General features: G+C 64.4%; 29 protein-coding genes. 8 read left to right on the top strand and 21 right to left on the bottom strand.

Annotation, left to right across the window (positions count from 1 at the left end; translation table 11 throughout):
* Window positions 1–226: 226 nt before the first annotated feature.
* Entirely contained in the window at window positions 227–571 is a 345-nt protein-coding gene (locus EU803_RS18080; RefSeq protein WP_129685490.1) for a hypothetical protein, read from the bottom strand.
* A 106-nt stretch (window positions 572–677) separates the two neighbouring features.
* On the opposite strand from EU803_RS18080, the gene EU803_RS18075 reads away from it, so the two are divergent.
* Complete coding sequence (locus EU803_RS18075) at window positions 678–1,424, top strand: alpha/beta fold hydrolase (protein WP_129685488.1); 747 nt, start codon at window positions 678–680, stop codon at window positions 1,422–1,424.
* A gap of 7 nt (window positions 1,425–1,431) precedes the next feature.
* Here EU803_RS18075 and hemA read toward each other — a convergent pair whose 3' ends face one another.
* From hemA to EU803_RS18025, 10 genes are all read right to left on the bottom strand, one after another.
* Window positions 1,432–2,655, bottom strand: coding sequence for a 5-aminolevulinate synthase (hemA, locus tag EU803_RS18070; RefSeq protein WP_129685486.1), 1,224 nt, complete (start codon window positions 2,653–2,655; stop codon window positions 1,432–1,434).
* A gap of 6 nt (window positions 2,656–2,661) precedes the next feature.
* Entirely contained in the window at window positions 2,662–3,096 is a 435-nt protein-coding gene (locus EU803_RS18065) for a DUF302 domain-containing protein (RefSeq protein WP_129685484.1), read from the bottom strand.
* An 84-nt stretch (window positions 3,097–3,180) separates the two neighbouring features.
* Window positions 3,181–4,452: a c-type cytochrome gene (locus EU803_RS18060; RefSeq protein WP_129685482.1), complete on the bottom strand. Its 1,272-nt coding sequence runs from the start codon at window positions 4,450–4,452 to the stop codon at window positions 3,181–3,183.
* Entirely contained in the window at window positions 4,436–5,707 is a 1,272-nt protein-coding gene (gene soxC, locus EU803_RS18055) for a sulfite dehydrogenase (RefSeq protein WP_207209241.1), read from the bottom strand. Before soxC ends, EU803_RS18060 begins: the two co-directional genes overlap by 17 nt.
* A 128-nt stretch (window positions 5,708–5,835) precedes the next feature.
* Window positions 5,836–6,693, bottom strand: a complete 858-nt coding sequence (gene soxA / locus EU803_RS18050) for a sulfur oxidation c-type cytochrome SoxA (protein WP_129685480.1) — start codon at window positions 6,691–6,693, stop codon at window positions 5,836–5,838.
* Between the two features lie 27 nt (window positions 6,694–6,720).
* Window positions 6,721–7,050 carry a thiosulfate oxidation carrier complex protein SoxZ gene (gene soxZ, locus EU803_RS18045; RefSeq protein WP_129685478.1) on the bottom strand — a complete coding sequence of 110 codons (330 nt, stop codon included), beginning with the start codon at window positions 7,048–7,050 and terminating at the stop codon, window positions 6,721–6,723.
* A 23-nt stretch (window positions 7,051–7,073) separates the two neighbouring features.
* Entirely contained in the window at window positions 7,074–7,490 is a 417-nt protein-coding gene (gene soxY, locus EU803_RS18040) for a thiosulfate oxidation carrier protein SoxY (protein ID WP_129685476.1), read from the bottom strand.
* A 30-nt stretch (window positions 7,491–7,520) separates the two neighbouring features.
* Entirely contained in the window at window positions 7,521–7,994 is a 474-nt protein-coding gene (gene soxX, locus EU803_RS18035) for a sulfur oxidation c-type cytochrome SoxX (RefSeq protein ID WP_129685474.1), read from the bottom strand.
* Window positions 7,995–8,130: 136 nt separating this feature from the next.
* Window positions 8,131–8,718 (bottom strand): thioredoxin family protein, encoded by a 588-nt coding sequence (locus tag EU803_RS18030; RefSeq protein ID WP_129685473.1) that lies wholly within the window; start codon window positions 8,716–8,718, stop codon window positions 8,131–8,133.
* Window positions 8,719–8,758: 40 nt separating this feature from the next.
* A complete protein-coding gene (locus EU803_RS18025; protein WP_129685471.1) occupies window positions 8,759–9,496 on the bottom strand; it encodes a cytochrome c biogenesis protein CcdA in 738 nt (245 codons plus the stop codon).
* An 81-nt stretch (window positions 9,497–9,577) separates the two neighbouring features.
* Between EU803_RS18025 and EU803_RS18020 the strand changes: the two genes are divergently transcribed.
* The 3 genes from EU803_RS18020 (at window position 9,578) to EU803_RS18010 (ending at window position 11,520) form a co-directional block, all read left to right on the top strand.
* Window positions 9,578–9,973 (top strand): hypothetical protein, encoded by a 396-nt coding sequence (locus EU803_RS18020; protein ID WP_129685469.1) that lies wholly within the window; start codon window positions 9,578–9,580, stop codon window positions 9,971–9,973.
* A 110-nt stretch (window positions 9,974–10,083) separates the two neighbouring features.
* Window positions 10,084–10,419, top strand: a complete 336-nt coding sequence (locus EU803_RS18015) for a metalloregulator ArsR/SmtB family transcription factor (RefSeq protein ID WP_129685468.1) — start codon at window positions 10,084–10,086, stop codon at window positions 10,417–10,419.
* Window positions 10,420–10,464: 45 nt separating this feature from the next.
* The gene (locus tag EU803_RS18010; protein ID WP_129685466.1) at window positions 10,465–11,520 is read left to right on the top strand and encodes a YeeE/YedE family protein; all 1,056 of its coding nucleotides are present in this window, start codon (window positions 10,465–10,467) and stop codon (window positions 11,518–11,520) included.
* A 192-nt stretch (window positions 11,521–11,712) separates the two neighbouring features.
* Here the strand turns inward: EU803_RS18010 and EU803_RS18005 are convergent, their stop codons facing one another.
* From EU803_RS18005 to EU803_RS17990, 4 genes are all read right to left on the bottom strand, one after another.
* Complete coding sequence (locus EU803_RS18005) at window positions 11,713–15,129, bottom strand: efflux RND transporter permease subunit (protein ID WP_129685464.1); 3,417 nt, start codon at window positions 15,127–15,129, stop codon at window positions 11,713–11,715.
* Window positions 15,130–15,132: 3 nt separating this feature from the next.
* Window positions 15,133–16,545, bottom strand: coding sequence for an HlyD family efflux transporter periplasmic adaptor subunit (locus EU803_RS18000; RefSeq protein ID WP_347400090.1), 1,413 nt, complete (start codon window positions 16,543–16,545; stop codon window positions 15,133–15,135).
* A gap of 155 nt (window positions 16,546–16,700) precedes the next feature.
* A complete protein-coding gene (locus tag EU803_RS17995) occupies window positions 16,701–17,399 on the bottom strand; it encodes a tyrosine-protein phosphatase (protein ID WP_129685460.1) in 699 nt (232 codons plus the stop codon).
* Between the two features lie 66 nt (window positions 17,400–17,465).
* Complete coding sequence (locus EU803_RS17990; protein ID WP_129685458.1) at window positions 17,466–17,744, bottom strand: DUF3572 domain-containing protein; 279 nt, start codon at window positions 17,742–17,744, stop codon at window positions 17,466–17,468.
* A 94-nt stretch (window positions 17,745–17,838) separates the two neighbouring features.
* Here EU803_RS17990 and EU803_RS17985 point away from each other — a divergent pair, with 94 nt between their 5' ends.
* Window positions 17,839–19,239 carry a diguanylate cyclase gene (locus EU803_RS17985; protein ID WP_129685456.1) on the top strand — a complete coding sequence of 467 codons (1,401 nt, stop codon included), beginning with the start codon at window positions 17,839–17,841 and terminating at the stop codon, window positions 19,237–19,239.
* A gap of 2 nt (window positions 19,240–19,241) precedes the next feature.
* Here EU803_RS17985 and EU803_RS17980 read toward each other — a convergent pair whose 3' ends face one another.
* Genes EU803_RS17980 through EU803_RS17965 form a run of 4 tightly spaced genes read right to left on the bottom strand, consistent with a single transcriptional unit; the run spans window position 19,242 to window position 21,301 of the window.
* Window positions 19,242–19,736 (bottom strand): periplasmic heavy metal sensor, encoded by a 495-nt coding sequence (locus EU803_RS17980; RefSeq protein ID WP_129685454.1) that lies wholly within the window; start codon window positions 19,734–19,736, stop codon window positions 19,242–19,244.
* 2 nt (window positions 19,737–19,738) lie between these two features.
* Window positions 19,739–20,107, bottom strand: coding sequence for a hypothetical protein (locus tag EU803_RS17975; RefSeq protein ID WP_129685452.1), 369 nt, complete (start codon window positions 20,105–20,107; stop codon window positions 19,739–19,741).
* Window positions 20,100–20,705 carry an RNA polymerase sigma factor gene (locus EU803_RS17970; protein ID WP_129685450.1) on the bottom strand — a complete coding sequence of 202 codons (606 nt, stop codon included), beginning with the start codon at window positions 20,703–20,705 and terminating at the stop codon, window positions 20,100–20,102. The genes EU803_RS17975 and EU803_RS17970 overlap by 8 nt, the downstream gene beginning before the upstream one ends.
* Window positions 20,706–20,764: 59 nt before the next feature.
* Entirely contained in the window at window positions 20,765–21,301 is a 537-nt protein-coding gene (locus EU803_RS17965) for an EF-hand domain-containing protein (protein ID WP_129685449.1), read from the bottom strand.
* Window positions 21,302–21,511: 210 nt separating this feature from the next.
* On the opposite strand from EU803_RS17965, the gene EU803_RS17960 reads away from it, so the two are divergent.
* A complete protein-coding gene (locus EU803_RS17960) occupies window positions 21,512–21,931 on the top strand; it encodes a DUF983 domain-containing protein (protein ID WP_129685447.1) in 420 nt (139 codons plus the stop codon).
* Between the two features lie 15 nt (window positions 21,932–21,946).
* Complete coding sequence (locus EU803_RS17955) at window positions 21,947–22,639, top strand: NUDIX hydrolase (protein ID WP_129685445.1); 693 nt, start codon at window positions 21,947–21,949, stop codon at window positions 22,637–22,639.
* Between the two features lie 204 nt (window positions 22,640–22,843).
* Here EU803_RS17955 and EU803_RS17950 read toward each other — a convergent pair whose 3' ends face one another.
* Window positions 22,844–23,749 carry a DMT family transporter gene (locus EU803_RS17950; RefSeq protein ID WP_129685444.1) on the bottom strand — a complete coding sequence of 302 codons (906 nt, stop codon included), beginning with the start codon at window positions 23,747–23,749 and terminating at the stop codon, window positions 22,844–22,846.
* A 21-nt stretch (window positions 23,750–23,770) separates the two neighbouring features.
* Window positions 23,771–24,709, bottom strand: a complete 939-nt coding sequence (locus tag EU803_RS17945) for a fatty acid desaturase (RefSeq protein WP_129685442.1) — start codon at window positions 24,707–24,709, stop codon at window positions 23,771–23,773.
* 105 nt (window positions 24,710–24,814) lie between these two features.
* On the opposite strand from EU803_RS17945, the gene EU803_RS17940 reads away from it, so the two are divergent.
* On the top strand, window positions 24,815–25,675 hold the full coding sequence (locus EU803_RS17940) for a helix-turn-helix transcriptional regulator (RefSeq protein WP_129685494.1): 861 nt from the start codon (window positions 24,815–24,817) through the stop codon (window positions 25,673–25,675).
* Window positions 25,676–25,696 lie beyond the last annotated feature (21 nt).

The raw sequence follows: 25,696 nt of genomic DNA, 5'->3' as shown, positions 1-25,696 counted from the left end.
AGACACTTCGCTGTAGGGCAGTGTGTAGTCCTGTTTTGCAGGACAAATCGGCCGGGAATTGGACTGATGTTGCCTGAAGCAGGCCAATCGGCCAAAGCCTCCAATCTCTATCGAACACCTTCTGCGCCCCAAAGCTTTGCAAATACAACAGCTTGACGTGCAAACCCTTAAAAACACATTCCCGCCGGGTTGGCGAGGCCTGTGTGCTCGGCGCCCTTTGGCGGCCCTAGACCAGCCCGCGGGCCCAGAGCGCCCAGATGACCCCGCCCCCGGCCACGAGGACCACCAGTCCGACGAAGGCTGCCCAGTTCAGCAGGGCATCGCGCCGCCGTTGGGACGGGTCGATCTGGCGCAGGTGATCGACGACCACGCGTCGCGCCCGCGCCACATGGTCCATGTCCACCATCCGTGCCAGTTTCCGGTTCCCGATCAACTGGCTGGACTGCTCCAAGAATGTCGCCTCGCGCCGGACCGCGCGCGGCAGAAGCCGCCGGGCCTTGCGCAACTGCGCTTCGAGCGTCTTGCCGCGCACGCGCAACCGTTCGGCCAAGAGGCCGCGGATTTCATCCACTACGGGGTCAAGCGCATTCGGGTCCATAGGCCAGCCATAACCATGAGTCGGCCCTCCCGCTCAATCCCGCTGGCATCCCCGGCCCAAGGCCGCTAATCGTTGTGCCATGTTGAACACGATCCGGCATGGCGCCCCGACCGATAAACCCACCCTGCTGATCGCCCATGGGCTGTTTGGATCGGCCCGGAATTGGGGCGTGATTTCCAAACGGCTGTCCGACGAACGCGAGGTCGTCGCGGCCGATATGCGCAATCACGGGCAAAGCCCCCAGATGGCAACCCATTCCTACCCCGAGCTGGGCGATGACCTTGCGCAGGTGATCGACGGGCGCTGGGACGTTTTGGGGCATTCAATGGGTGGCAAGGCGGCGATGCTGCTGGCCCTGACCCACCCCGAAAAGGTGGGCAAGCTGGTGGTGGCCGATATTGCGCCGGTTCCCTATCAGCACACCCAGACGCACAATATCGACGCCATGCGCGCCGTCGACCTGTCCCGCGTCGGCAGCCGTGCCGATGCCCTTGCCCAGTTGGAAGGGCTGGAACCGGGACTGGCCGAATTCTTCTTGCAATCTCTGGATCTGAAGGAAAGGCGCTGGCGCCTGAACCTTGATGTGCTTGAGGCGGAAATGCCCAAGATCGTGGGCTTCCCCGAGATTGATCTGCCCCCGTTCGAAGGGGATACCCTGTTCCTGTCAGGGGCGAAGTCGGATTATGTGCGGCGGGAATACCGGGACCGGATCAAGGAATTGTTCCCCAACGCCCGCTTTGCCAAGCTGCCCGATGCGGGTCATTGGCTCCACGCCGAAAAACCGCGCGAATTCGAAGCCGCCGTGCGGACCTTCCTGAATATGTAACCCGGCGCTACTGCGCCGCCATCGGCATCCGCGCCAGTTGGCACTGGGTCCACAGCTCGCTTAGCGCGCCGACCAGATGGTCGATATCGGCCTGCGTGTGCACCGGCGACGGGGTGATCCGCAGCCGCTCGGTTCCCTTTGGCACGGTCGGGTAGTTGATCGGCTGGATGTAGATGCCAAAGCGGTCCATCAACACATCCGACAGGTATTTGCACTTCACCGGATCGCCGACCATCACCGGGATGATGTGGCTGGGGTTCGGGATATGCGGGATGCCGATCTCGTCCAGACGGGCGCGCAGATGGGCCACGCGGTCCTGCTGGGTCTCGCGTTCGGTGCGGCTGTCCTTCAGATGCCGGATCGAGGCGCAGGCCCCGGCTGCTACGGCAGGCGGCAGCGCGGTGGTAAAGATGAACCCGCTGGCGAAGGACCGGATGAAATCGCAGAGGTCAGCGGAGGCTGCGATATAGCCGCCGACCACGCCAAAGGCCTTGCCCAGCGTGCCTTCGATGATCGTGACGCGGTCCATCAGCCCTTCGCGTTCGGCGATACCGCCGCCGCGCGGGCCATACATGCCGACCGCATGCACCTCGTCCAGATAGGTCATGGCGTTGTACCTGTCGGCCAGATCGCAGATTTCGCGGATCGGGGCGATATCGCCATCCATCGAATAGACGGATTCAAAGGCGATCATCTTCGGCTGCTCGGCGGGCAGGCTGGCAAGATGCCGCTCCAGGTCTTCCAGATCATTGTGTTTCCAGATGATCCGCTGCGCCTTGGAATGGCGGATGCCTTCAATCATCGAGGCGTGGTTCAGCGCATCCGACAGGATCACGAGACCGGGGATCTTTGCCCCCAGCGTGCCCAGCGTTGCCCAGTTCGACACATAGCCGGAGGTGAACAGAAGCGCCGCTTCCTTGCCGTGCAGATCGGCCAGTTCCCGCTCCAGCAGCACGTGGTGGTGGGTGGTGCCGGAAATATTGCGGGTGCCGCCCGCGCCCGCGCCCACGGTATCCAGCGCATCATGCATGGCGGACAGCACCGCGGGGTGCTGCCCCATGCCAAGGTAGTCGTTGGAACACCAGATCGTGACCGGCCGGACCGCCCCGTCCTTGTGGTTGACCGCTTTCGGAAAGGCCCCGCGTTCCCGTTCAAGATCGGCGAAGACGCGGTAGTTGCCTTCATCCTTCAGCCGGGTCAGCGCCGACCGGAAAAAATTCTGGTAGTCCATCAGTCTTTAGTTCCCCACTGCGTCCTGAACGATGCCGTCCAGCAGGTTCTGGATGACCTGCATGTCGCCTTCGGGCATGTCGCGGAAGCCCATGGTCACCGCCCCGTCCCGTTCAAACACGAAGATCGAATAGGGGCAGTGCATGATGTTCATGAAATCCGCCTCCATCACCTCGCGCGAGAGTTGGGCCGAGCAGAATTGATACACATCGGCATTGTCAAACAGGACCACGTCCGAGCCGACATCTTCGCCGGTGCGGGCCAGCATGTCGCCGGTGTGGCTGACCCAGTCGATGACCAGCCCCCGTTCGATGATCGCGTTTTCCAGCGCGAAGGTGGCATCGTCAAAGCTGCCATCGAAGGGATAGGTCGTTGCCGTGTCGGCAAGGGCCGGTGCGGCAAGGGCGAGGGAAACAACTGCGGCAGATGCAAAAGTCTTCATGGTTGGGATCCTCCCTTTGTCATCCTGCAACTATGCCAAGGCGACGGGGCGCCGCCTTGACATGGATCATGCTGTCCGCGCCGGTTACATCCCGCCTTCCGATTGGATGTAAGCCAAGACCGCGTCGATGTCGGCCTGATCGCGCAGACCGGCAAAGGACATCTTTGTGCCTGCGCGGGCCTGACGCGGGTTGGTCAGGAATTCGGCCAGCGATTCCGCTGTCCAGACCTCGCCTGCCGCGGCGGCATCGGCGAACCCGTTCGAGTAGTTGAAGCCGTCAACACTGCCCACAACCCGGCCCATCAGGCCATTGAGTTCCGGACCGACGCGGTTGGTCGCGCCGTCGCCAACCTGGTGGCAGGCCTGACACTTGCGGAAGACGCCCGCGCCTTCCTCGACCAGCGCCGGATCAAGGGCTGCGGTTTCTTCCGCGGGTTCAGCGGCGGGGGCGGCCTCTTCGGTTGCAGCCTCTTCAACCAGGGCTTCCTCGGCGGCGGGGGCTTCGGCGGCAGGGGCCTCTGCCCCGTCGCCTTCGACCACGCCGGATTCTTCCGGGGTCACGTCCAGCACGCTGGCGCGCATGGTGATCTCTACCGTCTCCTTGCAGTTCTCCATGCAGATTTCCGGGCGCACGAAGGCCGGGAATTCGGTCTCAAGCCGGTCATCCATAAAGAACCCGCCCTCGTTCGGCAGCCGGACTTCGGCGAAGTTTTCATGCGACAGTTCGAAATCGTCTTCGACAAGGTTATTCACGTAAAGAAGATAGGCGGTGATCGCATAGGTTTCATCCGCCGTCAGGCTTTCGGCCTCGCCAAAGGGCATCGCCCGGTGGACATAGTCGAAGACCGTCGACAGATAGGGCCAATACGACCCGATGGTTTTCACCGGATCCTTGTTTTCCAGCGTGTCCCAGCCCCCGGCCAGAACCGGCCAGCGGCCCACGGCCTCGCCAAAGTCGCCGTGGCACATGGAGCATTTCTCGACAAAAACCTCCTCGCCGGTCCAGACATCGCCGGACCCTTCCGGCAGGCCCAGCCCATCGGGGCGCACGTCGAAATCCCATGCGGCCACTTCTTCCGGCAGCGCCTCGCGGCCCAACCCATAACCGCCTTCACGCGATGGCGCGGCGGGTTCGACGATGGCGGCGGCCATTTCAACCGGCGCTTCCATCGGGGCCTCGGCGGTCGCTGTCTCTTCCACGGGGGCCTCTTGCGCCTGTGCCGGCTGCACCGCGATCACGGTGCGCAGCGGCGCGGGGATGTCGACGACGAACTGGTCGGCCATCACATAGGCAAGCGTCAGGATCGAGGCAGCGCCGGCCCCGGCGGGGGCGAAGATCTTAAGAAATTTCGACATTTTCGGCGATCCCTTGTTCGTTCACGTACCAGGTCTGGATACCGTTGTTGTGGTAGATCGAGTTTTCGCCCCGGATGGCACGAAGCTCGTTCTTGGTGGGCTGGACATAGCCGGTGCTGTCATGCGCACGGCTTTGCAGCAGCAGCGGTGTCCCGTCCCAATCGAATTCAAAGTAGAAACGGTGCATCGACTTGTTCAGCGAGGGACCGGACATGCGGGCCTGATACCAGTTCTTGCCGCCGTCGATGGTCACGTCCACGCGCGGGATCGTGCCACGGCCGGACCACGCCACGCCGGTCAGGACGGTCGGTCCGGGGCCATGGGTGATAGGGGCCTGTGGGCTGGGGTTGGTGATGACCGATTTGGCATCCATTTCCCAGGTGAACCGGCGGGCCGTCCCGTTTTCCAGCAGGTCGGTGTATTTCGAGGTCTCTTCACGGGCGTGCCAGGGCTGGTCGCCCACTTCGATACGGCGCAGCCATTTGACCCACATGTTGCCTTCCCAGCCGGGAACGACCAGACGGACCGGGTAGCCCTGTTCGGGGCGCAGCGCCTCGCCATTCATCTTGAAGGCGATCAGGCAGTCGTCCATCGCCTTTTCGATCGGGATCGACCGGTTCATGCCTGCCGCATCCGCGCCTTCGACCATGATCCATTTGCCGTTGGTCTTGACCCCGGCCTCTTCCAGCAGCAGGCGCAGCGGGATGCCGGTATACATGACGTTGTGGATCATACCGTGGGTGAACTGGCAGCCGTTCAGCTGCGCACCGGCCCATTCCATGCCCGAGTTGGCCGCGCATTCGAGGAAGTAGACGTGGTTTTCACGCGGGAACCGCTTCAGGTCTTCCATGGTGAAGACCATCTGCTTGTCCACAAGCCCGTTGATCATCAGCCGGTGTTCGACCGGGTCCACCTCGGCGATGCCGCCGTGGTGCCGTTCAAAGCACAACCCGTTGGGGGTGATGATCCCATCCAACTCGTGCAGCGGCGTGAAGTTGACAGAGGAAATCGGATCGGCGGTCAGCCAGGGCACGGAGCGGCGGATGACATGGGCCTCGTGCTCGGACGGCATCCCATAGGGGTAGGCATCAACACCTTCGCCAAGGAAGGTCCGCCAGGGCTGCTGTTCCACGATGGCCGGGTCGGGCGCGCCCTGCCCCTTGGCAACCGTCGCAACGGCCCCTGCCCCGGCAGCCGCGGCCCCGGTCAGGAACGACCGGCGGGACGGCTTCATACCTTTGAAGATCTTGTCCATCTGTCTTCCCTCTTTGACATGATCGCCGCCCGTCGCCGGATCGGCCTGTCAGCGCAACGTATGCGCATTATTGAATGTTTTCAGGTAAGGAAAGGCCCGCCCAACGCACGTCGGGCGGGCCAGACCGATTAGTTACGAACCGACGGACCTTCGACCGCAAGCCCGTTGCCGCGCGACGCGACATAAAGCTCCAGCGCCATGAACTCCGGGCTGCCGACCGCATAGGTCTCGGCACGGGTGTCACGGACACAACCACGGAAGCGGCCCTGCACACCGTTCAGCTTGGCATTCTTCAGACGGTAGGTCGGGAAACCGTTGATCTGACCCTGGCTAAGGTGATCGGCGCGGATGTAGTTACCGTAGTTGTCTTCGTGACAGTTGGCGCAGGACAATTCCAGCTGACCGGTGCGGGTGTAGTAAAGCTCGCGCCCCTGTTCCCACATATCGGCAACCGGACCGTCGATAGCCACGTTCACGATTGTGCCACGGCCGACCGACGAAATCAGCGCCTCCATGTTCAGCATCGGGGTCTTGTCGAGCCCCCATGCCTCGGCGCCCATCTGTTCGGTGCGGCAGGCGTCGATCTGCATTTGCAGGTTGCGAAGTTCGCCCGCTTCCTCGTTCCAGCGCGGATAGACGGCACGGACGTTAGTCATGGATTCAGCCGCGTCGCCGTGGCAATCCGCACAGGATTTGCCCTCGGTTCCCTCGGCGGTGTTCCAGGCCACCATGGCATCTTCTACGGCCAGCATGCCGGGGTTGTCGAAATCGTCCATTTCCATGGCCTGGGTCTCGTCGGACCGGAACCGCCAACCCGAATAGACCGTCCGCAGCGCCCCATCCAGGTGCGCCGCAGCCGGGGCTTCGGTCACGATGTCGATCTCGCCGTTGATGGTGAGGCTGTCGGCGTCCTGTGCAAGTGCACCCTGTGCCCCCACGATCATGGCCGCCGCCGCGATAGCCCCCCGTAGCATTGTTTTTTTCATGTTGCTCCTCCCTGTGGTGGCCCGGCCTTAGCCGATCGCGATTTCCTTCGTATCGGTGTAGACCGACCCGTCATCGTCAAACCAGGTGAAGGTGAAGGTCCCGGCTTCGGGCACCAGCGACTGGAATTCGAAATAGGGGTTGGTCGAGATCGCGGGCTCCAGGGTCACGTCGATGACGTTCTGACCGTTGAAGTCGCAGGTGAAGCGGTTGATGATCGACCGGGGGATCGGGTTCCCGTCGCCGTCTTTCCGCTGGCCCGATTCCATCGTGTGCGAAATCAGGGTCTTGATGGTGATCGTCTCGCCTGCCGCCGCCGAGCGGGGGACGCGGACGCGGGGTGTAACGTTTTCTGCCATGTCTCTAACTCCCTCTTCTCAGCTCAGCCGCCGCAGCCGCCGATGGTGACTTTCACTTCGGCGCTTGCCTGAACAAAGCTGCCGTCGGCCATCTTGGCAATCGCGATCACGTCCTGCGTGCCGGCCAGACGAATGCGGGTCGACGCCTGCTGTGCCCCGGCCAGCGGGCCGAAGGTGAAGGTGGCGACCGGCGGGGTCGGGTTGCCGGCGGCCAGCACCATGATCGACACGGCGCCGGGGGCGTTGACTTCGATCGGAACGGTGTTGCCGTTTTCGGCGATTTCCGGCGCGGTCAGGGTGATGCCACCCTCGCCCACGGCCGCGCCACCGGTGAAGGCGGCGATGTTGTCTTCAACGGCAGCCGAGGCACGGAACGGCAGCATCGCCGCCGCGGTTGCGCTCATCGCCATCAAGAGCGTGTCTCTACGCGTAAAGGTCATGGTTTCTCCTCTTGCGAAACGTCTTGTCGCTTAGTCCTGAAGGGTCATCAGGTAGGCGACAACATCCTCGATCTGTTGTGCGGTCAAAAGCGGGGTGGTCGGGTCCGACCCGGCCTTGCCGGTAAAGGCGTCGCCGATGCGGATGAAGCCGGTCGACTTGTAGAAGCTTGGCATCATGCTGTCGGGGAAGGTGTTCTTCGCCCCGGCGACGATACCGCGCAGCTGTGCCTCGTCCCAGCGGGACCCGGCACCGTCCAGCGACGGGCCAACCTCGCCGTGGAACGGGTAGTCTTCAAGTGCGGTCACCTGGTGGCAGGCGATGCAATTGCCCAGCCCGCGGCTGGTCATCACTTTTTCGCCTTCCGCCGGATCGCCCGCCACGCCGGTCAGCGATTCGGCGATCTCGCCGTATTCGCCAAAGACGACATCCTCGGGGGCGGTTTCCGCCGTGACCATGCCCGCTGCGATAACCGCTGCGGCCGTAAATGGAATGATGCGCTTCATGGGCCCTCCCTGATCCTCCCTGTGTGCGTCATATCTTGCTTTTGGCATACCGTAGCGCACCGGACTTCAGATTAGCAATCACAAATTCATTTATTTGAATATTGCTGCACTGCGGCGCACTGGCGGATGGCCATGGTTACCCGTCCGACCCGTAGAGTCCACCACCTTCTGTCAGGATACGCGCATGATATTTCTGGAAATTCTCGTCCGTCTCGTATCCATGCTCCAGAACCCAGGTCAGCATGTTGAAGAACATCCCCTTTGACAGGGCACCCGGCACATAGGCCACGGCGACCCGGTTCGCGGGCAGTTCTTCGGTCACCTCTTCAGGGAAGAACAGAATCGTCGGGGTGAACATCAGCCCCCACTTCTGGACCGCCTCTTTCTCGGTCAGAACCTCGCCGTCAAAGTCGGTCACTTCGACGTCGCCGAACATGTTGATCTGGACGAAAAAGAATTCGTCGTTCAGCAGCGCGTCAATCTCGGGCGTGGGATACACCTCTTCGTGCATCTTGGTGCAGTAGATACAGCCACGCTGTTCGATGATGATGGCAAGGCGCTTGCCCTCGACATTGGCCTCGTCCAGATCCTCGCGCAGGTCACGAAAGGTGTCATGCATCCAACCGGTCTTGTGCAGGCCATCGTCGCCCATCGTCGCTTCGGCAGCGCCCTGCCCGGCAAGACCAAGCGCGGCAATCGCCGCAAGGAACGTCCGTCTGAACATCGGGTCTCTCCTCTCCGTTCTGCTGCCCGGCCCGGTGGGATTACCCCAAGCTCCGGAAAACCGGGAAAACTTCGATCAGCCAGTTGCTGATCACATTGACGCTGTTGGTGGCGATCAGGATCGCGAAGACGATCAGCAAAACCCCCATCACTTTCTCAACATAGCCCATCTTGGCGCGATGCCGGGCCATAAATGACAGGAACGGACGCGCGAACAGCGAGGCGATGACGAACGGCAGGGTCATCCCGATGCCGAAGACCGCCAAAAGAAGCGCCCCTTGCGTCAGATCGCCCATCCCCGAGGCCATCATCAGGATCGTCGACAAGACCGGCCCCACGCAAGCCGTCCAGCCAAACCCGAAAGCAAGGCCCATGACGTAGGCCCCCAGAACGGTCGAGGGGTCCGATTTGCTTTCCATCCGCGCCTCGCGCATCAGGAAGCCGATGCGGATAATCCCAAGGAAATGGAGGCCGAACACAAAGATCACCGCCGCGGCCACATAGGACAGCGGCTCTTTCCAGGCCGAAAACGCCTGCCCCAGCGCCGTCGCCCCAAGGCCTAGCAACATGAAAATGGTGGTTACGCCCAGGGCGAACATGACGGCCGAAACGAACAGGCGCCGCTGCGCCCCCGGCGCGATGTCGCCATCGCCACGCAACTCTGCCATGGAAATCCCGGCCATATAGGAAAAGTAGAACGGCACCATGGGCAGGATGCAGGGGGTCAAAAAGGCCAAAAGCCCGGCGACGAAAGCCCCGATGAAGGTCACATCCATGATGCGGCTTGCCCCTTGAGAAATTCACATATTCAAATTATGATAAGTGAAACTGTCCACGTCAATCGAACTTGGGGCCACGCAATGCGAAATGTGATCCGACTGCTTGGGATCGGTCTGGCCCTGTCCGCGGGCGCGGCATGGGCCGAGGTTCGTCTGGTCATGGCCGAACAGGTCGGCTGCGCCTATTGCGAGCGCTGGGATGACGAGATTGCAGAGATCTATCCCAAGACCGGCGAGGGACAGGCGGCCCCGCTTCTGCGCTATGACATTCATTCCGGAACGCCCGCCAGCTTCGAACTGGCCCGCCCGGTCAACTTTACCCCGACCTTCATTCTGGTGGTGGACGGGCAGGAAGTGAACCGGATCGAGGGCTACCCGGGCGAGGATTTCTTCTGGGGGCTTCTGGGGATGATGCTGGAACGGGCCGAGGTGCCCGTTGTTCCGGCCCAGCCCGCAGGTGCAGAGGCCAACGGGTAACAGGCGGTCACAGATGCGCATGGATCGAAACAAAACGCTTCAATCCTGCACAAAGCTGGGGCAAAAGCCCCGCCAAAGTCCCGACCGCCGCACATTGGAGAGGATCTGACATGGGGATCCCGATCATTGATGACCGCATCTGCGAGGAAGACCTCGACAAGATGATGGAAAACGCCACCGAGGCGTCCAACTTCCTCAAGGCGATCAGCCATGAGGGGCGGTTGATGATCCTGTGCCATCTGGCGACCGGCGAGAAGTCGGTGACCGAGTTGGAAGACCTGTTGTCTGCGCGGCAGGCCGCCGTGTCGCAGCAACTCGCCCGGTTGCGGCTGGAGGGGCTGGTGACGCCGCGGCGCGACGGCAAGGCGATCTACTACCGCTTGACCGACAATCGCCCCCGTCAAATAATCGACCTCGTCTACGATCTGTTCTGCGCGGCCGACTGACCATTCGGGTCCGGTGGCGGACGGCATGACCGCGGGGAGGACTGAATGCTCGACATGATTGGTGAAGGGAACGCCGCGGCCCTCGTGGGCCTGCTCGGCGGGGTGATGCTTGGGCTTGCGGCCCGGCTTGGGCGGTTCTGCACCCTTGGCGCGATCGAGGACTATTACTACGGCGACAACGACCTGCGCCTGCGGATGTGGGGCGTGGCCATTGGTGTCGCGGTTCTGGGCAGTTTCGGATTGATGGGCGCGGGGCTTCTGGACGCGGGCGACACCATCTACCTTGGCTTTGCCTTCGCGCCGATCGGGTCCATCGTGGGCGGGCTGATGTTCGGCTATGGCATGGCGCTGGCAGGGAACTGCGGCTATGGCGCGCTGGCCCGGCTGGGCGGCGGCGACCTGCGCAATTTCGTGATCGTTCTGGTCATGGGGATCAGCGCCTATGCCACGATTTCCGGCCCGCTGGCCTGGGTGCGGGTGCAACTGTTCGACCAATCCCCGGCCACGGGCAACCTGCCGGGCATTGCGCATTCGCTGGGCGGCCTGACCGGCCTGTCGCCGGTACTGGTCGGTTGCTCAATCGGGGCGGCGATCCTTGTCTTTGCCGTGGCCCCGGCCCGGATGCGGGACAAGCCCGCCTATATCGGCTGGGGCGCGGTTGTCGGGGCTTCGGTCGTGATCAGCTGGGCCGGAACCCAGTGGATCGCCCGAAATGGGTTCGACGGGCTGCCGGTGGTGTCGCACACCTTTTCCGCCCCGCTGGGCGAGGCGATCTTCTGGACCATGACCGCCAGCGCGCAACCGCTGTCCTTCGGGATCGGGTCCGTGGCCGGGGTCTGGATCGGGGCCTTTGCCGGGTCGCTGATCAAAGGGCATTTCCGCTGGGAGGCCTGCGAAGACCCGCGCGAATTGCGCCGGCAGATTTTTGGCGGCGGGATCATGGGGGTCGGCGCAGTGATCGCGCTTGGCTGTTCCATCGGTCAGGGGCTATCGGCCTTTTCGGTGCTGGCCTGGTCGGCCCCGCTGACCCTTGCGGCAATCCTTGCCGGCGCGGCCATCGGGCTGCGGCACCTGATCGCCGGATTTGCCCCGGCGGATTAGGGATGGTGGGTCAAGACCCACCTTACCCGGGGGCGCTTCGCCCCTCACCTGAAAGCTCATGGCCCCCAGAGGATATTTGGAACCCAAAGAAGAATGGACCGTGAGTCCAGTCCCCTTCTTTGGGTCTGAAATATCCCGGGGTGAATGGCCCGCAAGGGCCAGAGGGGCAGAGCCCCTGATGTAAGGTGGGTTTTAACCCACCGCCCCCTGCCGCCTGCGCATACGCTGCAAGAGTGATACGGTTCCAAGGGTTCTCAGAAGGATCAGGACCATCCCCCCTGCCAGCGCTGCGCCAAACAGCCCCAGCGCCATACCGATCCCCTGCCCCGCCGATGGCAGCAGCGCCAGAACCCATCCCCAGCCAGACTGCCCCATCAGGTAGGGCAGGATCAGGGCCGCCATGAGGGCCGCCGACAGGATCACCGCCAAGACCGCAGGCACCCGGATTGCCCCGCGCGGTGCCCGCAGGGCCCGCCGCGCCGCCTGCCGCAGCCGCTTCACATCCTCCTGACAGGCCAGCAACAGCGGCACCACCAGCAGCACGATCACCATGCCAAAGCCGAGACCATAGACCAGCGTCACGACCGTGGGTTTCAGAAACTCCGCCTGACTGGAGGGTTCGAACAACAGCGGCGCCAGCCCCAGAACCGTGGTCGCGGTTGTCAGGAACACGGCGCGCAGGCGGTCCGATGTCCCTTCGACGATCGCCTGCGCCATCCCCTTGGATCGGGCATATTCGTCAATCGTCGTGACCAGCACGATGCTGTCGTTGATGATGATCCCGACCATCCCCAGCAGGCCGACCACGGAAAACAGGCTCATCGGAATTCCCCAAGCCCCATGTCCATAGATCGCGCCGACAAGGCCAAAGGGGATCACGGCCATGACCACCAGTGGCCGGGTCCAGCTTGCGAAGATCCAGGCCAGCACCAGGTAGATCGCGGTCAGCACGATCACCAGCGAGGATTGCGCGTCGCCAAGGAAATCCCGTTCCTGCTGGCGCAGCCCGCCGGTCGCGCTTTCGACGCCAAATCGGGTTTCCAGCGCGGGCAGGATTTCCTGTTCCAGCGCCTCTTGCACGGCGGCGGCCCGGTCGGCGTCGTCTTCGGAGATTGACCCGTTGACGGTGATCTGCAGGATGCCATTTTCCCGACGGATCGTCGAAAACCCGGTTTCGCGGGTCACGGTCACGATGTCCGCGACGGGCACATAGACCCCGCTGGGCGACCGGACCATGGCCCGTTCAAGGAAGTCGGCGGTGATCTCGCCCTCCGGCAGTTCCACGCGGATCGTCGCCGATCGCGCCCCGTCGGGGTAGGTTGCCGCCTCGATCCCGCCCAGCATGTTGCGCAGCGTCCGGCCAAGGTCTTCGATCCCGAAGCCCAGCGCCTGCCCGCGCGGCGTCAGTTCCAGCACCAGTTCGGCCTTGTCGTAGGCAAGGTTGTCTTCCAGCCCCGACACCTCGGGGAAACGGGCAAGGTCGGTCTTCAGCGCCTCTGCCGCGGCCTTCAACGTGCGGGTGTCCGAGCCGAACAGGCTCACCTCGATCCCGTCGCCTCCCGGCCCCGCACCCCAACTACGGAAGCTGACCGTTTCGGCCATCGGATGCTGGACGATCTCGTCCTGAATCGCCGCGACAAAGGCCGAGGACGCATAGGGCCGCAGGTCCGCGTCGATCAGGTCGATGGATATGGCCCCAAGCTGATAGCTTTCCTTCGTGTCCGCGCCCGACAGCGCCCGGCCGCTGTTTCCGCCGATCTGGGTCGTGACATAGGCCAGCGGGCTGGCACCGTGCTCCGCCTCGAACCGGGCGGCGACGGTCTCTGCCGCGCGCTGCAATTCAACCATCATCGCCACGCTGTCGTCGCGGGTCGCGCCGGGCAGCATGGCGAAATTGCCCGTGACCTGACCCTGTTCGGGGGCCGAGAAGAACCGCCATTGCACGTCACCGCGGATCAGCTGCGACACCTGCAGCGCCAACACCAGAACCACCCCCGCCAGCACCGGATAGCGGGCCCGGATCGCCAGCGTCAGAAGGGGCCGGAACAGGACCCGCCGCACCCAGTCAAAGCCCCGGTTCACCAGCCGCGAGGGCCAGTCGTACCAGGCGGTCTTGCCCCCGCGTACCACGGAATGGGCAAGGTGATTGGGAAGGATGATGAAACATTCCACAAGGCTCGCGGCCAGAACCGCGATCACGGTGAAGGGAATGTCGGAAATCAGGTCGCCGAACCGCCCACCGACCAGCGCCAGTCCGTAGAAGGCTATGATCGTGGTCAGCGTCGCCGAGAGAACCGGGCTGAACATCCGGGCGGCGGCGGTTTCGGCAGCGACCTCGGGGGGCTCGCCCAGCCTGCGTGCCCTGTGGTCGGCGTGTTCACCCACCACAATGGCATCGTCCACCACGATCCCCAGCGTGATGATCAGCGCAAAAAGCGAGATCATGTTGAAGGTCAGCCCGCCCAGATACATCAGCGACACGGCGGTCATCATCGCCACCGGTATACCCGCCGCCACCCAAAGCGCCGTGCGGGCGTTCAGAAAGAAGAACATCAGCGCCAGAACCAGCGCCAGACCCTGCGCCCCGTTTTCCAGAAGGATCCGAAGCCGGGCGGAAATCTGTTCGGCCCGCGCGCTGACAAGGTCGATCGTGACCCCATCGGGCAGGTTGGCCTGCACCTCGGCCGCGACCTTTTCGACGCTGGCCTGAATGCCGATGGCATCGCCCTGCGCCGACCGGTCCACCCGGATCGAAATGGCCGGGTTGTCGCCCACGTAAATGGCAATATCCCGGTCCGCGCCCTCTACCCGCACGCGGGCCACATCGCCCACGGTCAGGGCCGATCCGTCAGGGTTTGTGCGCAGCACGATCCCGGCAATCTCGTCGGCGGATTGCTTGGCCACCCCGGTGCGCAGCCGGGCGTCGGCGGAAACATCCCCCGCAGGGCTGGCCCCGGCCTCCGCGGCGATGGCCGTGGCGATCTGGGCCATGGTCACATCGTGTTCCATAAGCGCCAGCATCGGCACTTCAACCACGGTCGAGGGCGCGGCATAGCCGCTGATCGAGGTCCGGTTGACGCCTTCGTTGAACAGCCGCGCGATCATCTCGTCGCCGAACCGGGCCAGCTGATCCAGCCCCACAGGGCCGGTGATCACCACGTCGGTCACCCGGTCGCGGAACCCGCCCGACCGTTGCACCGGGTCTTCGGCGTCTTCCGGCAGGGTGGACAGCCCATCCAGAACGTCCTGAACGTCCTTTGTGGCCTGATCCATGTCGTAGCCCGGCTCGAAATCAAGGCTGACGCTGGCCCGCCCTTCGGTAGAGCGCGCAGAAGATGACGCAACCCCTTCGACGGTCAGAAGCGCGGGTTCGAGGATCTGGATGATCGCGGCGTCGACGTCGCTAGCCCCGGCCCCGTCCCACGCGACGCTGACGGAAATGCTGTCGGTCACGACGTCCGGGAAGAATTGGGCCCGCATCTTCGGATAGGTCAAAAGCCCCGCCGCGATCAGCAACACCATCAACAGGTTGGCCGCCGTGCCGTGGCGCACGAAATAGCGGAAAATGCCGCCCGCCGCGCCGCCGATGATTCCCTCGGGCCCGCGCATGGGTCAGCCCCCCATCCGGGATTCGATCCGGGCCACGACCTCGGCCGGGACCTCGTCGCCTTCAAGCTGGGACAGAATCCGCGCCTTGGCGTCCTCGGGCATCCGGCTGTCGGTGACAAAGGCCACGATCCGGGCCTTGCGGTCCGGGTCCAGCGCGATCATCTCCGGAGGCGCCGGTTCTTCGCGCGCGGCGCCGGGGCGGTTCGGCGCAACCTTGATCCCCTCGCCCAGAAGCGGCGACAGTTCGGCCACGACCTCGCGCCCGGCAATCGCCCGCGCCTCGACGATCACATGATCGCCCTGGGTCCGCAAAACAGCGGCAGGCAGCCGTTCCAGCCGGTCCTCTGGCCCAAGGACAAGGACGGTTCCATCGGCGGCAACTGCCGTCGCGGGCAAGAGGGCGACGCCGGGCAGCGGGTCCTCGGTCACCGAGACGGTCACGAAATCGCCGGGGCGAAACCCGCGCGGCCGGTCGAGCGAGGCAAACAGCAACCGACCGGTCTGCCCCTCGCCCACCTCTGCGCTTTCGCGGGTGATGGTGCCGCTGGCCGTCAGGTCCACCCCATCGGCGTCCAGTGTGACGGTCAGGGCGGCATTACGCAGTTGCCCGCCGTCATCGATCAGGCGCGCGTATTGGCGGGTCGAGACGCGAAACGCCACCTCCAGCGCGTCGGGATCGACCAGCTGCGCGATCTGTTCATTGGCATTCAAACGCCCGCCAAGGCCCACGTTCACCCCCGACAGGGTGCCGGAAAACGGCGCGAAGATCTCGGTCTCGGCAAGGGTCCGTTCGGCCTCGTCCAGTGCGATGCCGGCACGGTCCAGCCGGGTGGCGGCAAGATCGACACGGCTTTCGGCCTGGGCAATGCTTTGCCTGCGCGACAGGACCGCCGCATTTGCCGAAGACACTGCCAGTTCTGCCGTTTCGACAGCCGCCGCCGTGCCGGTGCCGCGATCCAACAGATCCCGCGACCGCACCAGCGCCTGTTGCCGCAGCTCTGCCTGTTCCTCTGCCGCGGCCAGTTCATCTGCCCCCAGCGCCAGCGCACGGTCGGCATCGCGCAGTTCAGCCTCGGCATCGGCCAGATCCGCCTGCGCCCGCGACAGGGCCGCCTGCGCATCGGTCGGGTCAATCGACAGGATCAGGTCGCCGCTGGCCACGCGCCCGCCATCGGCCAATGCCGGATGGGCGGTCTCGACCGTTCCGCCCACGGCCGCCCGCAGATCCAGCACCCGCTCGCTGCGTAAGGTACCAAAGACTTGCATCTGCGGGGTGATCACAGAAGGCTCCACCGCGATGACATTGACAGCCACAACCCGTTCCCGCCGGGGGAAAGACCGCCCGTCGTCTGCCATCCGCGCCTCGACCGCGGTGCGCACGGTATTCACCGCCACCGCAAGGATCGCGATTGTCATCGACAACAAGAAGATGCCCAGAAGGCTCCGGCCCAGAAAACGCATATCAATCTCGCACGTATGCTTGGGGGCAGTTCGCGCACCCATCCTCGGTTATATGGGCCGACAACGGGATTCCGTCGAATTTTTTCTGTGATCAGGCGTTTGACCTGTGATCAGAAACGCATCCGCTCGCGGATCGTGGTCTTGTCGAACGCGGCCTGCATGGCGGCCCCGTCATATTCCGTCTCGACCCACTCACGGAAGGGGATCGGCCCCTTTGCCAGACGCTCGCCATAACAGTGCAGAATGTAATCCAGCGTCCCGGTCTTGGTCAGTTTGATGTGAAGGAACCGAAACGACAGCTGTTTGCGGGCTTCCTCCAGCGGCGCCTTCATCACATGAAGCAGGTAGACGGCGGCGGCCAGCCCGGTCCGGTCCGCCCCGGACTTGCAGTGGATCAGGGTCGGCGTGTCGAGTGTGTCGAACAGGTCGATCAGCTCCAGAAACCGCTCGCGCGTCGGCGCCCTGCGGGCGGCCATCGGCAGGTCGATCAGGCGCAGGCCCAGCGCGGCGCAGCTTTCGACCTCGAAATGATAGAAGGCTTTGTCGGTCTTGCCCCGCAGGTTCAGGACCGTTGTAATCCCAAGTTCGGCATAGGCGCGAAACCTGTCGTCGTTGGGGTGGTTCGAGCGCCAGAGCAGCGGCGCGACCCGTTCGAAATTATGCCACTTATACCGCAGGATTCCGTGATCGACCCAATCGGCATAGAATTGGGACTTCTTCCGTTCTTCCGGGTCGGTGATGTCGTGCGTGAACTTGGCCCGATAGGAGTCCTCCCACCGTTCAAGCCTGTTCCACAATTTCCGCAACATTGCCGTCCGTCCGTAAAGCCCCCGCCCCAATTGGCGGTTCAGCGGGTGGATTGCAACCGCTTTGCCTCAGGTCCAGTGCATGCCGGCCTCGCCCGCGATGACGTGGCGGGCCCGAAGCGGTGTGTCATAAGGCAATCCGGCGGCATCGCAAAACGCAACCACCCAGGCGTCGTCCATCGTCAGGAAGTCCAGAACCGACCCAAGAAAGGCCGGGTCAGCGGCCTGCGCCCTAAGGTCATCCGCCGACGCCCCGGTCGATCCCAGAAAGACGGGAAAAAGATCATCGTTCGCCGCCAGCCAGCCCAGGGCCTGGATCGCGATTGTCTCGGCACGTTCAGGATTCATTTGCCTTCCTTACGAAAACGGAAACCGTTTCTTAACCATTCAGCAGGACTCTTGGACAAAGGGCAAGCAAGACGCCCGTTGTGAGGATTTTAGGATGTCGGGCCGTATCCTGATAGTTGATGGTGTTGCAACCAATCGTATCGTGCTGAAGGTAAAGCTTCTTGCGGCACAATACGCGGTTGTGCCCCGGTCAGATCCCCAATCCGCGATGCAGGCAGTGCAAACCGACCGGCCCGACCTGATTCTCATCGAAACCAGCCGCCTTTCGGACGAAGTCCGTGGTTTTGTCCAATCCGTGCGCACCGCCCCGTCCACCCGCGCCATCCCAATCATCGCCATGGGGCATTTCAATGGGCCGGCGGACCGGCTGGCCGCGCTTCAGGCCGGGGCCGATGACGTTCTGGAAAAGCCGCTGTCGGACACGCTTCTGCTGGCCCGCATCCGGTCCCTGTTGCGCGCGCATGACGCGGATGCGGAACTGCGCCTGCGCGAGGACACGGAGCGGGCCCTTGGATTTTGCGAAGATCCTGCGGGCTTCGATGGGATTGCCCCCGGCAAGATCGTCCTGATCGCCGATCCGGTGGCCCGGGCCGTGGGCCTGTCGCAGGCGCTTGGCGCAGGGGCGCGGGACCGGGTGCGCGCGCTGGACCCGGACCGGGTCCTGTCCCCCGGCGGGCTGGATGACGTGCCGGATGTCTTTGTCATCGACGCCCGCAACGGTGCCGGGCTGATCGACAGCGGGCGGGTGTTCAGTCTGCTTGCGGATCTGCGCAGCCGCGTGGAAACCCGCCATTGTTCGCAGTTCGTGCTGACTCCGGATGGCGACGACGAAACAGCGGCCATGGTTCTGGACCTTGGGGCCAATGATGTCGCCGGTGCCTCTGTCGGGCTCGAGGAGATCGGCTGGCGCATCGCCCAACTGGCGCAGCGCAAGGCCCGCACCGATCGTCTGCGTGACACCGTGCGCCACGGGTTGCAGGCGGCAGTGACGGACCCGCTGACCGGCCTTTATAACCGGCGCTATGCCCTGCCCCACATCGACCGGATGGCCGACCGCGCCCGCGAAACCGGACAGGACATCGCGGTCATGGTTCTGGACATCGACCATTTCAAGCGGATCAACGACACCCATGGCCACGCTGTGGGCGACGCTGTCCTTGTCGGCGTCGCCGAACGGCTGCGGTCGAACCTGCGGGCGGTCGATCTGGTGGCCCGGATCGGCGGCGAGGAATTTCTGGTGGCCATGCCCGATTGCGACAAGGCCACGGCCCGGATCGCGGCAGAGCGGTTGCGCCGCGCGGTCGAGGCAGAACCCTTTCAACTGAGCAGTGGCGCGACGATCAACGTGACCCTCTCTGCCGGGGTCGCCGTGGCCCATGGCATGTCAGCCGACCTGCCCGACATGACCCGCGTGGTGAATGCCGCCGATCACGCGCTCTTTGCGGCCAAATCGGCCGGGCGCAACACGGTCAGCATCAGCCAATCGGCGGCCTGAACCTAGTCCCGGTCCCGGTCGCCGCCCCGAAACTCCCGCAGTTCCTGTTCCAGCCGGTCGGCGAATGCCGCGCGTTCCGCCGCGGTCATGGACTGCAACTGACCCAGCAGCGCATCCTGTCCGGCCCGCATCCCGGCCGTGGCCCGGTCCCGCTGTCCGGCGAAAATCGCATCAACCGCCGCCGGGTCGAACGGGTCGGCCCGCAGCGCGGCCATGAAATCGCGCATCGCTTCGGCGCGGTCGCGGCGGCTTGGCGGGCGAAGGCCCTCTTGTCCGCGCAGATGGTCCCGCAGTTCGCGGCGATGATGATCGTCCAAGGCGCGGGCGAAGGGCCCCAGCGTCATGTCAAAGCCGCCAAACGGACCGGGCGCGCGGCCCTTGGCAATGCCCCCCACGATGACCCCGGCCACCATCAGGTTCAGCGCCAGTGACACGATCAGCAGGGTCCGCAGGGACCGGCGCATCGGCGGCTTCGGTGTCTTGTCATCCTCGGCCATGATCAGCCCTCCAATCCCAGAATATCGTCCGCCGAAAAGATCGACACGGATACGGATTCGCCCCAGATCGCCGTGCTGAGCCCGTCCAGACCGGCGGGGGGCGCGACGCCGAACCAGACACCGACCGCCGCCGCCGTGGCAAGGCCCGACACGCCGGCCACCCCGCCCAGCGCGGCCCAGAGCCCGGCAAGAAACCCGGGACGGGCCGCCGCGACCGGAACAGGGCGGGACGCTTCAAGTGCTTCGGCCGCATCGCCAAGGATCGCCTGCATCAGCGCCTCGGAAGGGTCGGCCACGCGGGCAGATCGCGCCTCTGCGAACAGCGCCTCGAGCATCCGGTCTTCGGTTTGGGAAAGGTCCTTGTCAGTCATGTCCATACCCCAGTTCATCCTTGCGCCCGGCAAGCAATGCCGCAAGCGCCCGTTTTCCCCGCGCGGTCAGGCTTTCCACGGCCTCCACGCTGATTTCCATCACCTCTGCGATCTCGGGGTTTGACAACCCTTCAAGATGGCGCAGCGCCACTGCCTGTGCCTGCCGGTCCGGCAGCGCGGCCAAGGCATCGCGAAGGGCGGTCATCCGCGCGCCCTCTTGCATCTGCTCTGCCGGGCCGGGACGGCCGTCCTCCGGCTCGGCCACGGCGTCGAAATCCACGGTGCGGCGACGGCGGCGGAGCCGGTCGGTGCACAGGTTGGCAACGACCCGATACAGCCATGTCGTCACCTGTGCCTCGCCCTGACGCCAGTCTGGCGCGATCTTCCACAGGCGCATCATCGCGTCCTGCGCCACGTCCTCGGCCTCGGCCCGGTCACCGCCCAGCATGCGGGTGGCCTGCCCCAGAACCCGCGGCGTCAGCCGCGCGGCCAGAACCCGCGCCGCGCCCATGTCGCCATTTGCAAAGGCGACCAGAAGCGCCCCGTCGGGGGCGGCATCAGGGCTGTTCGTCTCTGGCAGGCGCGCAGCTAGGGTCATGGGCAAGAGTGCTATCCTGTGATTGCCCCGGCGACAATCGCCGCCGGGACAGGGGTGGGTCAGTTTCCGTGGCGGCCACGGCCCTCGCCGCGTCCATGGCCCTGACGGTGTTCGCCCATCTCGGCCATGGCGGTTTCGAATTCCTCGGCGGTCACGACGCCATCTTCATCGGCATCCATGTGGCTGAACATCCGCTCGAAGGGATCGCGCCCCATCCGCCCGCCGGGCTGCGGCATTTCTTCGGCCTGAAGCAGCCCATCCCCGTTTTCGTCGAATTCGCCGATCATCCGGGTCACCCGATCCTCGGCCCGCGCGGTGATTTCGGCCACCATCGCAGCGGTCAGTTCCTCGGGCGACAGGGCGCCATCCCCGTCCGTGTCCTGGGCGGCAAAGCGGTTCGCGGGGGCAGCCTGAAGCTCTTCCAGCGTCAGCGACCCGTCACCGTTGGCGTCCAGCGTGGCAAAATCCATCATCGGGCCCATCTGCGGGCCCATGCCCCGGCCCATACCGGCGCCGTCATGCCCGAACCCGGCGGCATTAGCCCCCGTTGCGACGAAACCAGCGGCGATCGCGGCCAAAAGAAGCGGAGTTTTCATGGTCTTGTTCCTTGTCTGTATCAGGTCAGTCTTATGTGTCGCCCGGCCCTCAACTGCCGAACTTGCCCATAGAACGCGGCGCGGCGTAGGTTCCGTCGCAGGACGTGCATCTTTTTTTCAGTTTGCTTTGCGACAACCCGCCGCAACGACACTCAGGCCAGATTTCTTTAGATCAGGGGCCTTGCCCCCTGTGGGACGAACGGAGGCCCCATGTCCGACCAAGCCACGAATACAAGCGTTGCCAACATCATCGACCCCGACGACCGGCCGACCGGTCCGGCGGTCATGCGCGGATTCCGCCGCCGCTGCCCCAATTGCGGCGAAGGTCGGATGTTCTCGGGCTATCTGAAGGTCGCGGATAGCTGCCCGGCCTGCAAGGAAGAGCTGCACCACCACCGCGCCGACGACGGCCCGGCCTACCTGACGATCCTCGTGGTCGGGCACCTGATGGCGCCGCTGATCCATATCGTCTTTACCCGGTTCCGGCCCGAACCGCTGGTGATGGCGACGATTTTCACGGTTGGCTGCGTGGCCCTGTCGCTCTACCTTCTGCCAAGGCTGAAGGGGGTCGTTGTGGCGATCCAATGGGCCAAGCGGATGCACGGGTTCGGGGCTTCATCCCGGTCCTGACAGACAGGGGACCGGATGACCGACAAGACCGCGATACGCGACGCCGCGACCATCATCCTGCTGCGTGACCGGAAGACCGCGCCGGCGGTGCTGATGGGGCAACGCGGGTCTGGCGCGGCCTTTATGCCGAACAAATTCGTCTTTCCGGGCGGGGCGATCGACGCGGTGGATGCCACCGTGCCCTTGGGTGCGCCCCTACCCCCGGTCTGTGCCGACCGCCTGACCGAAGACAGCGCGCTGCCGCCCGGACAGATCGCCGCCGCCGCGATCCGGGAGCTGTGGGAGGAAACCGGCCATATCCTTGGCACCACTGGCGACTGGCCCGAAGCCGCCCCGCGCGGCTGGCGCGGGTTTGCCGCCACCGGCCACCTGCCCGACGCCGCCGCCCTGCAATTCGTCTTTCGCGCGGTGACCCCGCCGGGCAACCCGCGCCGTTTTGACGCCCGGTTCTTTCTGGCCGACGCCGACCACCTGCGCACCGACCCGGATGATTTTTCCCGGGCCGAGGATGAACTGGCGCATCTGCAATGGGTGCCGCTGGACAAGGCGCGCAGCTTTGATCTGCCCTTCATCACCGAGGTCGTTCTGGCCGAAATCGCGGCCCGGCTGGATGACCCCGGCCCGCCCCAACAGGTGCCCTATTTCCGGCACGAGGACGAGCGGCATTTCATGGAACGGTTGGGCGGCAGGTCGCCTCTCGCGCCCTAGGTTCGGGGGATGGTGGGTTAAAACCCACCTTACGTGTGGGGCTCTGCCCCTCTGGCCCGTTCCGGGCCATTCACCCCGGGATATTTATTGACCCAAAGAAGGGGGGACTCACGGCCCATTCTTCTTTGGGTTCCAAATATACTCTGGGGACCATGAGTTACCATGGTGGGGGGCGAAGCGCCCCCCGGGTAAGGTGATCGCCCCTCAGGCCACCAACACCAGCCCGATGACCGACCCGCCCAGAAGGATTAGCCCGGCCCACTCCCGGCCCGTGATCGCCTCGCGGAATACGAACAGCGAGGCCAGCGCCGAAAGCGCCACTTCCACCTGTCCGACCGCTTTGACATAGGCCACCTGTTGCAGGGCGAAGGCGGTGAACCAGCAGGCCGATCCGATCATTGAAAACACGCCGACAAACCCGGCGACCCGCCATGCGGCAACCACCCGGCCAATTTCGGCCCGGTCCCGCCAGCCAAGCCAGAGCGCCAGTGCCAGTGCCTGACTTGCGGTGACGAAAGACAGGGTCACCAGCGCCCGCAACACGGCGTCCCCTTCGGCCAGCGACAGGGTGGCGCCGCGATAACCCACCGCCGAGACGGCAAAGGCCAGCCCGGACAAAAGCCCGATCCCCGCCGCCGGGTTCACCACCCGCCGCCAGCCGCCCCGCCCATCAGCGCGCGGCGTGTCCGACATCAACAGAACCCCGCACAGCCCGACAAGTATCGCCACGAAAGCCAGCGGCCCGACCCGGTCCCCCAGCCAGAACATGCCGACCGGGATCGACAGGATCACTTCGGTCTTCATGAAGGTGGTTCCGACCGCGAAATTGCGCAGCGAAAACAGCGCCACGACACAAAGCGTGCCAACGATCTGCGCCGCCCCGCCGATTAGCGCCGGTCCGAAGAACCCCGAGGGCAGCTCAGGCAAGGCCTGCCCGCTTGCCGCCGCGTAGGACAGCGCCAGCACGGCAACCATTGGAAAGGAATAGAAGAACCGCGCGAAGGTCGCCCCGACCGTCGACAACCGCGTCGATTTCAGGTGCTTTTGCAGCATGAACCGGATGGTTTGGGCCGTCGCGGCCAGAAGGGTAATCGGGATCCATGCTGTCATGGCCCGCTCTATGACCCGAAATCAGTCCTTGGGCCAGAGCGGATGCGGCACCGGGTCTTTCGCCTTGGACAGGTAGCGGCGGAACACCTCGGCATAAGACCGGAACCGGTAGCCTTCGTTGCGCCGCAGGTAGTGATCGCGGTTGGACCGGTATAGCGCGGGCAGGTCATACCACGGCACCTGCGGGTGCATGTGGTGGACGACGTGCAGGTTATTGTTCAGGAACAGGAAGGCCAGCGGCCCCCGGTCTTCGATGATCACGGTCCGGGCGCGGGCCTTTTCATGGGCCTGATGTTCAAGAAAAGTGCGGATCTTGATCAGCGCCAGCCCGAAATAGGTGGCCAGCAGATAGGCCCAGACCGGCATCGGCGACAGCGCAACCAGCCAAAGCACCAGACCGGCGGCAGGCAGATGCAGCAGCCAGTCGCGCATCACGCTGCGATCTCCCTTGCGGATCAGCCGCAGGTCGCTGGCCATCCACATCACCTGCCCGACCAGCGGCCCGACCGTCAGCCGCCCGGCCAACGTATTGTTGAACCGCAGCAGAGCCTGCACTGCGCCGGTCATCCGGCCCCAGACCGCCGGATCGAGGTAGTTGCTTTCGGGGTCGTCATAGGGGTCGGTCAGGGTCTCGTCATGATGGTGGGCCAGATGGGTTGCCTTGAACCGCCCGTAGGGCACGCAAAGCGACAAGGCCGGGAACATCAGGGCAGCGTTCAGCCAGCCCGCCCGGAACGGGTGCCCGTGGATCGCCTCATGCGTCAGGGAACTGTGCAGCGCGATGGCCACCGCCGCCACCGGCACGGCCAGCCAGAGGGACAGGGGCGCAAGCAGGGCCACCGCCCCGGCCCAGGCCGCGTAGCACGCCGCGACCAACCCCAGCGTCCGCCATTCTACACGCGGCAATGACCGGCCCCGCAAGATGGCTGCCTCTGGTCCCGATGCTGCGCCGCTGTCCATTTCGCCCTCTTATCTTTTGTTATTCTTTGGATAATCGGGTGCCGGTGCCTCGGGCATTCTGAATCTGATTAACTTTTCTAATCAATGGTGATAATATTCGACATCATGGCGAACTCTATCGACAAACGTGACCGCGCTGCCCTGTTTCGGGAAAGGATCGCCCTTGCCATGACCCGTGCCGGCGAAAGCCAAAGCGGGCTGGCCCGCGCCTGTGGCGTGGACCGGTCGACCATTTCCCAACTGCTGAAGGGCGATGGGGCGCGGCTGCCCAATGCGCAGCTGGTGGCGGGTTGTGCGGCGGCGCTGGGGGTCTCGGCCGACTGGCTGTTGGGGCTGTCGGACCGACCGGAACTGGCCGCCGACCTTGTGGCCGCCGCGATGACCATGACCCGCGCCCCCCGCGCCCTGGTGGATGAAACGATCTTTGGCTGGCATCAGGAAGCGGCCGGATACAAGATCCGCCATGTGCCGACCGGCCTGCCGGACATGTTGAAAACCGATACGATGCTGGCCTGGGAATATGGCCCGTCGCTGGGCAAGACGGCGGAACAGGCAATTGGCGCCAGCCGCGACCGCCTGAACTGGATGCGGGCATCGAAATCCGACTACGAGATTGCCCTGCCCCTGCATGAAATCGAAAGCTTTGCCCGCGCCGAGGGTTATTACGGCGGGCTACCCCGCGACATTCGCGCCGCCCAGATCGCCCATCTCCGCGGCCTCTATGTTCAGCTTTACCCCTCGCTTCGGGTCTATCTGTTCGACGCCCGCAGGCTGTATTCCGCCCCTGTCACCGTCTTTGGCCCGCTGCTGGCGGTGATCTACCTTGGGTCGTCCTATCTGGCCTTCCGCGATACGGAGCGGGTGCAGGCGATCACCCGGCATTTCGACGGGCTGATCCGCGAGGCAGAGGTGTCCAGCCGCGAATTCATGAACGAGTTGGACCGGATCGAGGCCCAGGTTGCATAGGCCATGGGCCTGCGCCTGACC

The organism is Loktanella sp. IMCC34160 (genome assembly GCF_004145845.1).
GTDB lineage: Bacteria > Pseudomonadota > Alphaproteobacteria > Rhodobacterales > Rhodobacteraceae > SELP01.
This window is presented reverse-complemented; position numbering and strand designations above follow the sequence as displayed.

Coding starts and splice junctions, on each gene's coding strand:
- EU803_RS18075 (WP_129685488.1), top strand. CDS start 678: ATGTTGAACACGATCCGGCATGGCGCCCCGACCGATAAACCCACCCTG.
- hemA (WP_129685486.1), bottom strand. CDS start 2,655: ATGGACTACCAGAATTTTTTCCGGTCGGCGCTGACCCGGCTGAAGGAT.
- EU803_RS18065 (WP_129685484.1), bottom strand. CDS start 3,096: ATGAAGACTTTTGCATCTGCCGCAGTTGTTTCCCTCGCCCTTGCCGCA.
- EU803_RS18060 (WP_129685482.1), bottom strand. CDS start 4,452: ATGTCGAAATTTCTTAAGATCTTCGCCCCCGCCGGGGCCGGCGCTGCC.
- soxC (WP_207209241.1), bottom strand. CDS start 5,707: ATGGACAAGATCTTCAAAGGTATGAAGCCGTCCCGCCGGTCGTTCCTG.
- soxA (WP_129685480.1), bottom strand. CDS start 6,693: ATGAAAAAAACAATGCTACGGGGGGCTATCGCGGCGGCGGCCATGATC.
- soxZ (WP_129685478.1), bottom strand. CDS start 7,050: ATGGCAGAAAACGTTACACCCCGCGTCCGCGTCCCCCGCTCGGCGGCG.
- soxY (WP_129685476.1), bottom strand. CDS start 7,490: ATGACCTTTACGCGTAGAGACACGCTCTTGATGGCGATGAGCGCAACC.
- soxX (WP_129685474.1), bottom strand. CDS start 7,994: ATGAAGCGCATCATTCCATTTACGGCCGCAGCGGTTATCGCAGCGGGC.
- EU803_RS18030 (WP_129685473.1), bottom strand. CDS start 8,718: ATGTTCAGACGGACGTTCCTTGCGGCGATTGCCGCGCTTGGTCTTGCC.
- EU803_RS18020 (WP_129685469.1), top strand. CDS start 9,578: ATGCGAAATGTGATCCGACTGCTTGGGATCGGTCTGGCCCTGTCCGCG.
- EU803_RS18015 (WP_129685468.1), top strand. CDS start 10,084: ATGGGGATCCCGATCATTGATGACCGCATCTGCGAGGAAGACCTCGAC.
- EU803_RS18010 (WP_129685466.1), top strand. CDS start 10,465: ATGCTCGACATGATTGGTGAAGGGAACGCCGCGGCCCTCGTGGGCCTG.
- EU803_RS18005 (WP_129685464.1), bottom strand. CDS start 15,129: ATGCGCGGGCCCGAGGGAATCATCGGCGGCGCGGCGGGCGGCATTTTC.
- EU803_RS18000 (WP_347400090.1), bottom strand. CDS start 16,545: ATGACAATCGCGATCCTTGCGGTGGCGGTGAATACCGTGCGCACCGCG.
- EU803_RS17995 (WP_129685460.1), bottom strand. CDS start 17,399: ATGTTGCGGAAATTGTGGAACAGGCTTGAACGGTGGGAGGACTCCTAT.
- EU803_RS17990 (WP_129685458.1), bottom strand. CDS start 17,744: ATGAATCCTGAACGTGCCGAGACAATCGCGATCCAGGCCCTGGGCTGG.
- EU803_RS17985 (WP_129685456.1), top strand. CDS start 17,839: ATGTCGGGCCGTATCCTGATAGTTGATGGTGTTGCAACCAATCGTATC.
- EU803_RS17980 (WP_129685454.1), bottom strand. CDS start 19,736: ATGGCCGAGGATGACAAGACACCGAAGCCGCCGATGCGCCGGTCCCTG.
- EU803_RS17975 (WP_129685452.1), bottom strand. CDS start 20,107: ATGACTGACAAGGACCTTTCCCAAACCGAAGACCGGATGCTCGAGGCG.
- EU803_RS17970 (WP_129685450.1), bottom strand. CDS start 20,705: ATGACCCTAGCTGCGCGCCTGCCAGAGACGAACAGCCCTGATGCCGCC.
- EU803_RS17965 (WP_129685449.1), bottom strand. CDS start 21,301: ATGAAAACTCCGCTTCTTTTGGCCGCGATCGCCGCTGGTTTCGTCGCA.
- EU803_RS17960 (WP_129685447.1), top strand. CDS start 21,512: ATGTCCGACCAAGCCACGAATACAAGCGTTGCCAACATCATCGACCCC.
- EU803_RS17955 (WP_129685445.1), top strand. CDS start 21,947: ATGACCGACAAGACCGCGATACGCGACGCCGCGACCATCATCCTGCTG.
- EU803_RS17950 (WP_129685444.1), bottom strand. CDS start 23,749: ATGACAGCATGGATCCCGATTACCCTTCTGGCCGCGACGGCCCAAACC.
- EU803_RS17945 (WP_129685442.1), bottom strand. CDS start 24,709: ATGGACAGCGGCGCAGCATCGGGACCAGAGGCAGCCATCTTGCGGGGC.
- EU803_RS17940 (WP_129685494.1), top strand. CDS start 24,815: ATGGCGAACTCTATCGACAAACGTGACCGCGCTGCCCTGTTTCGGGAA.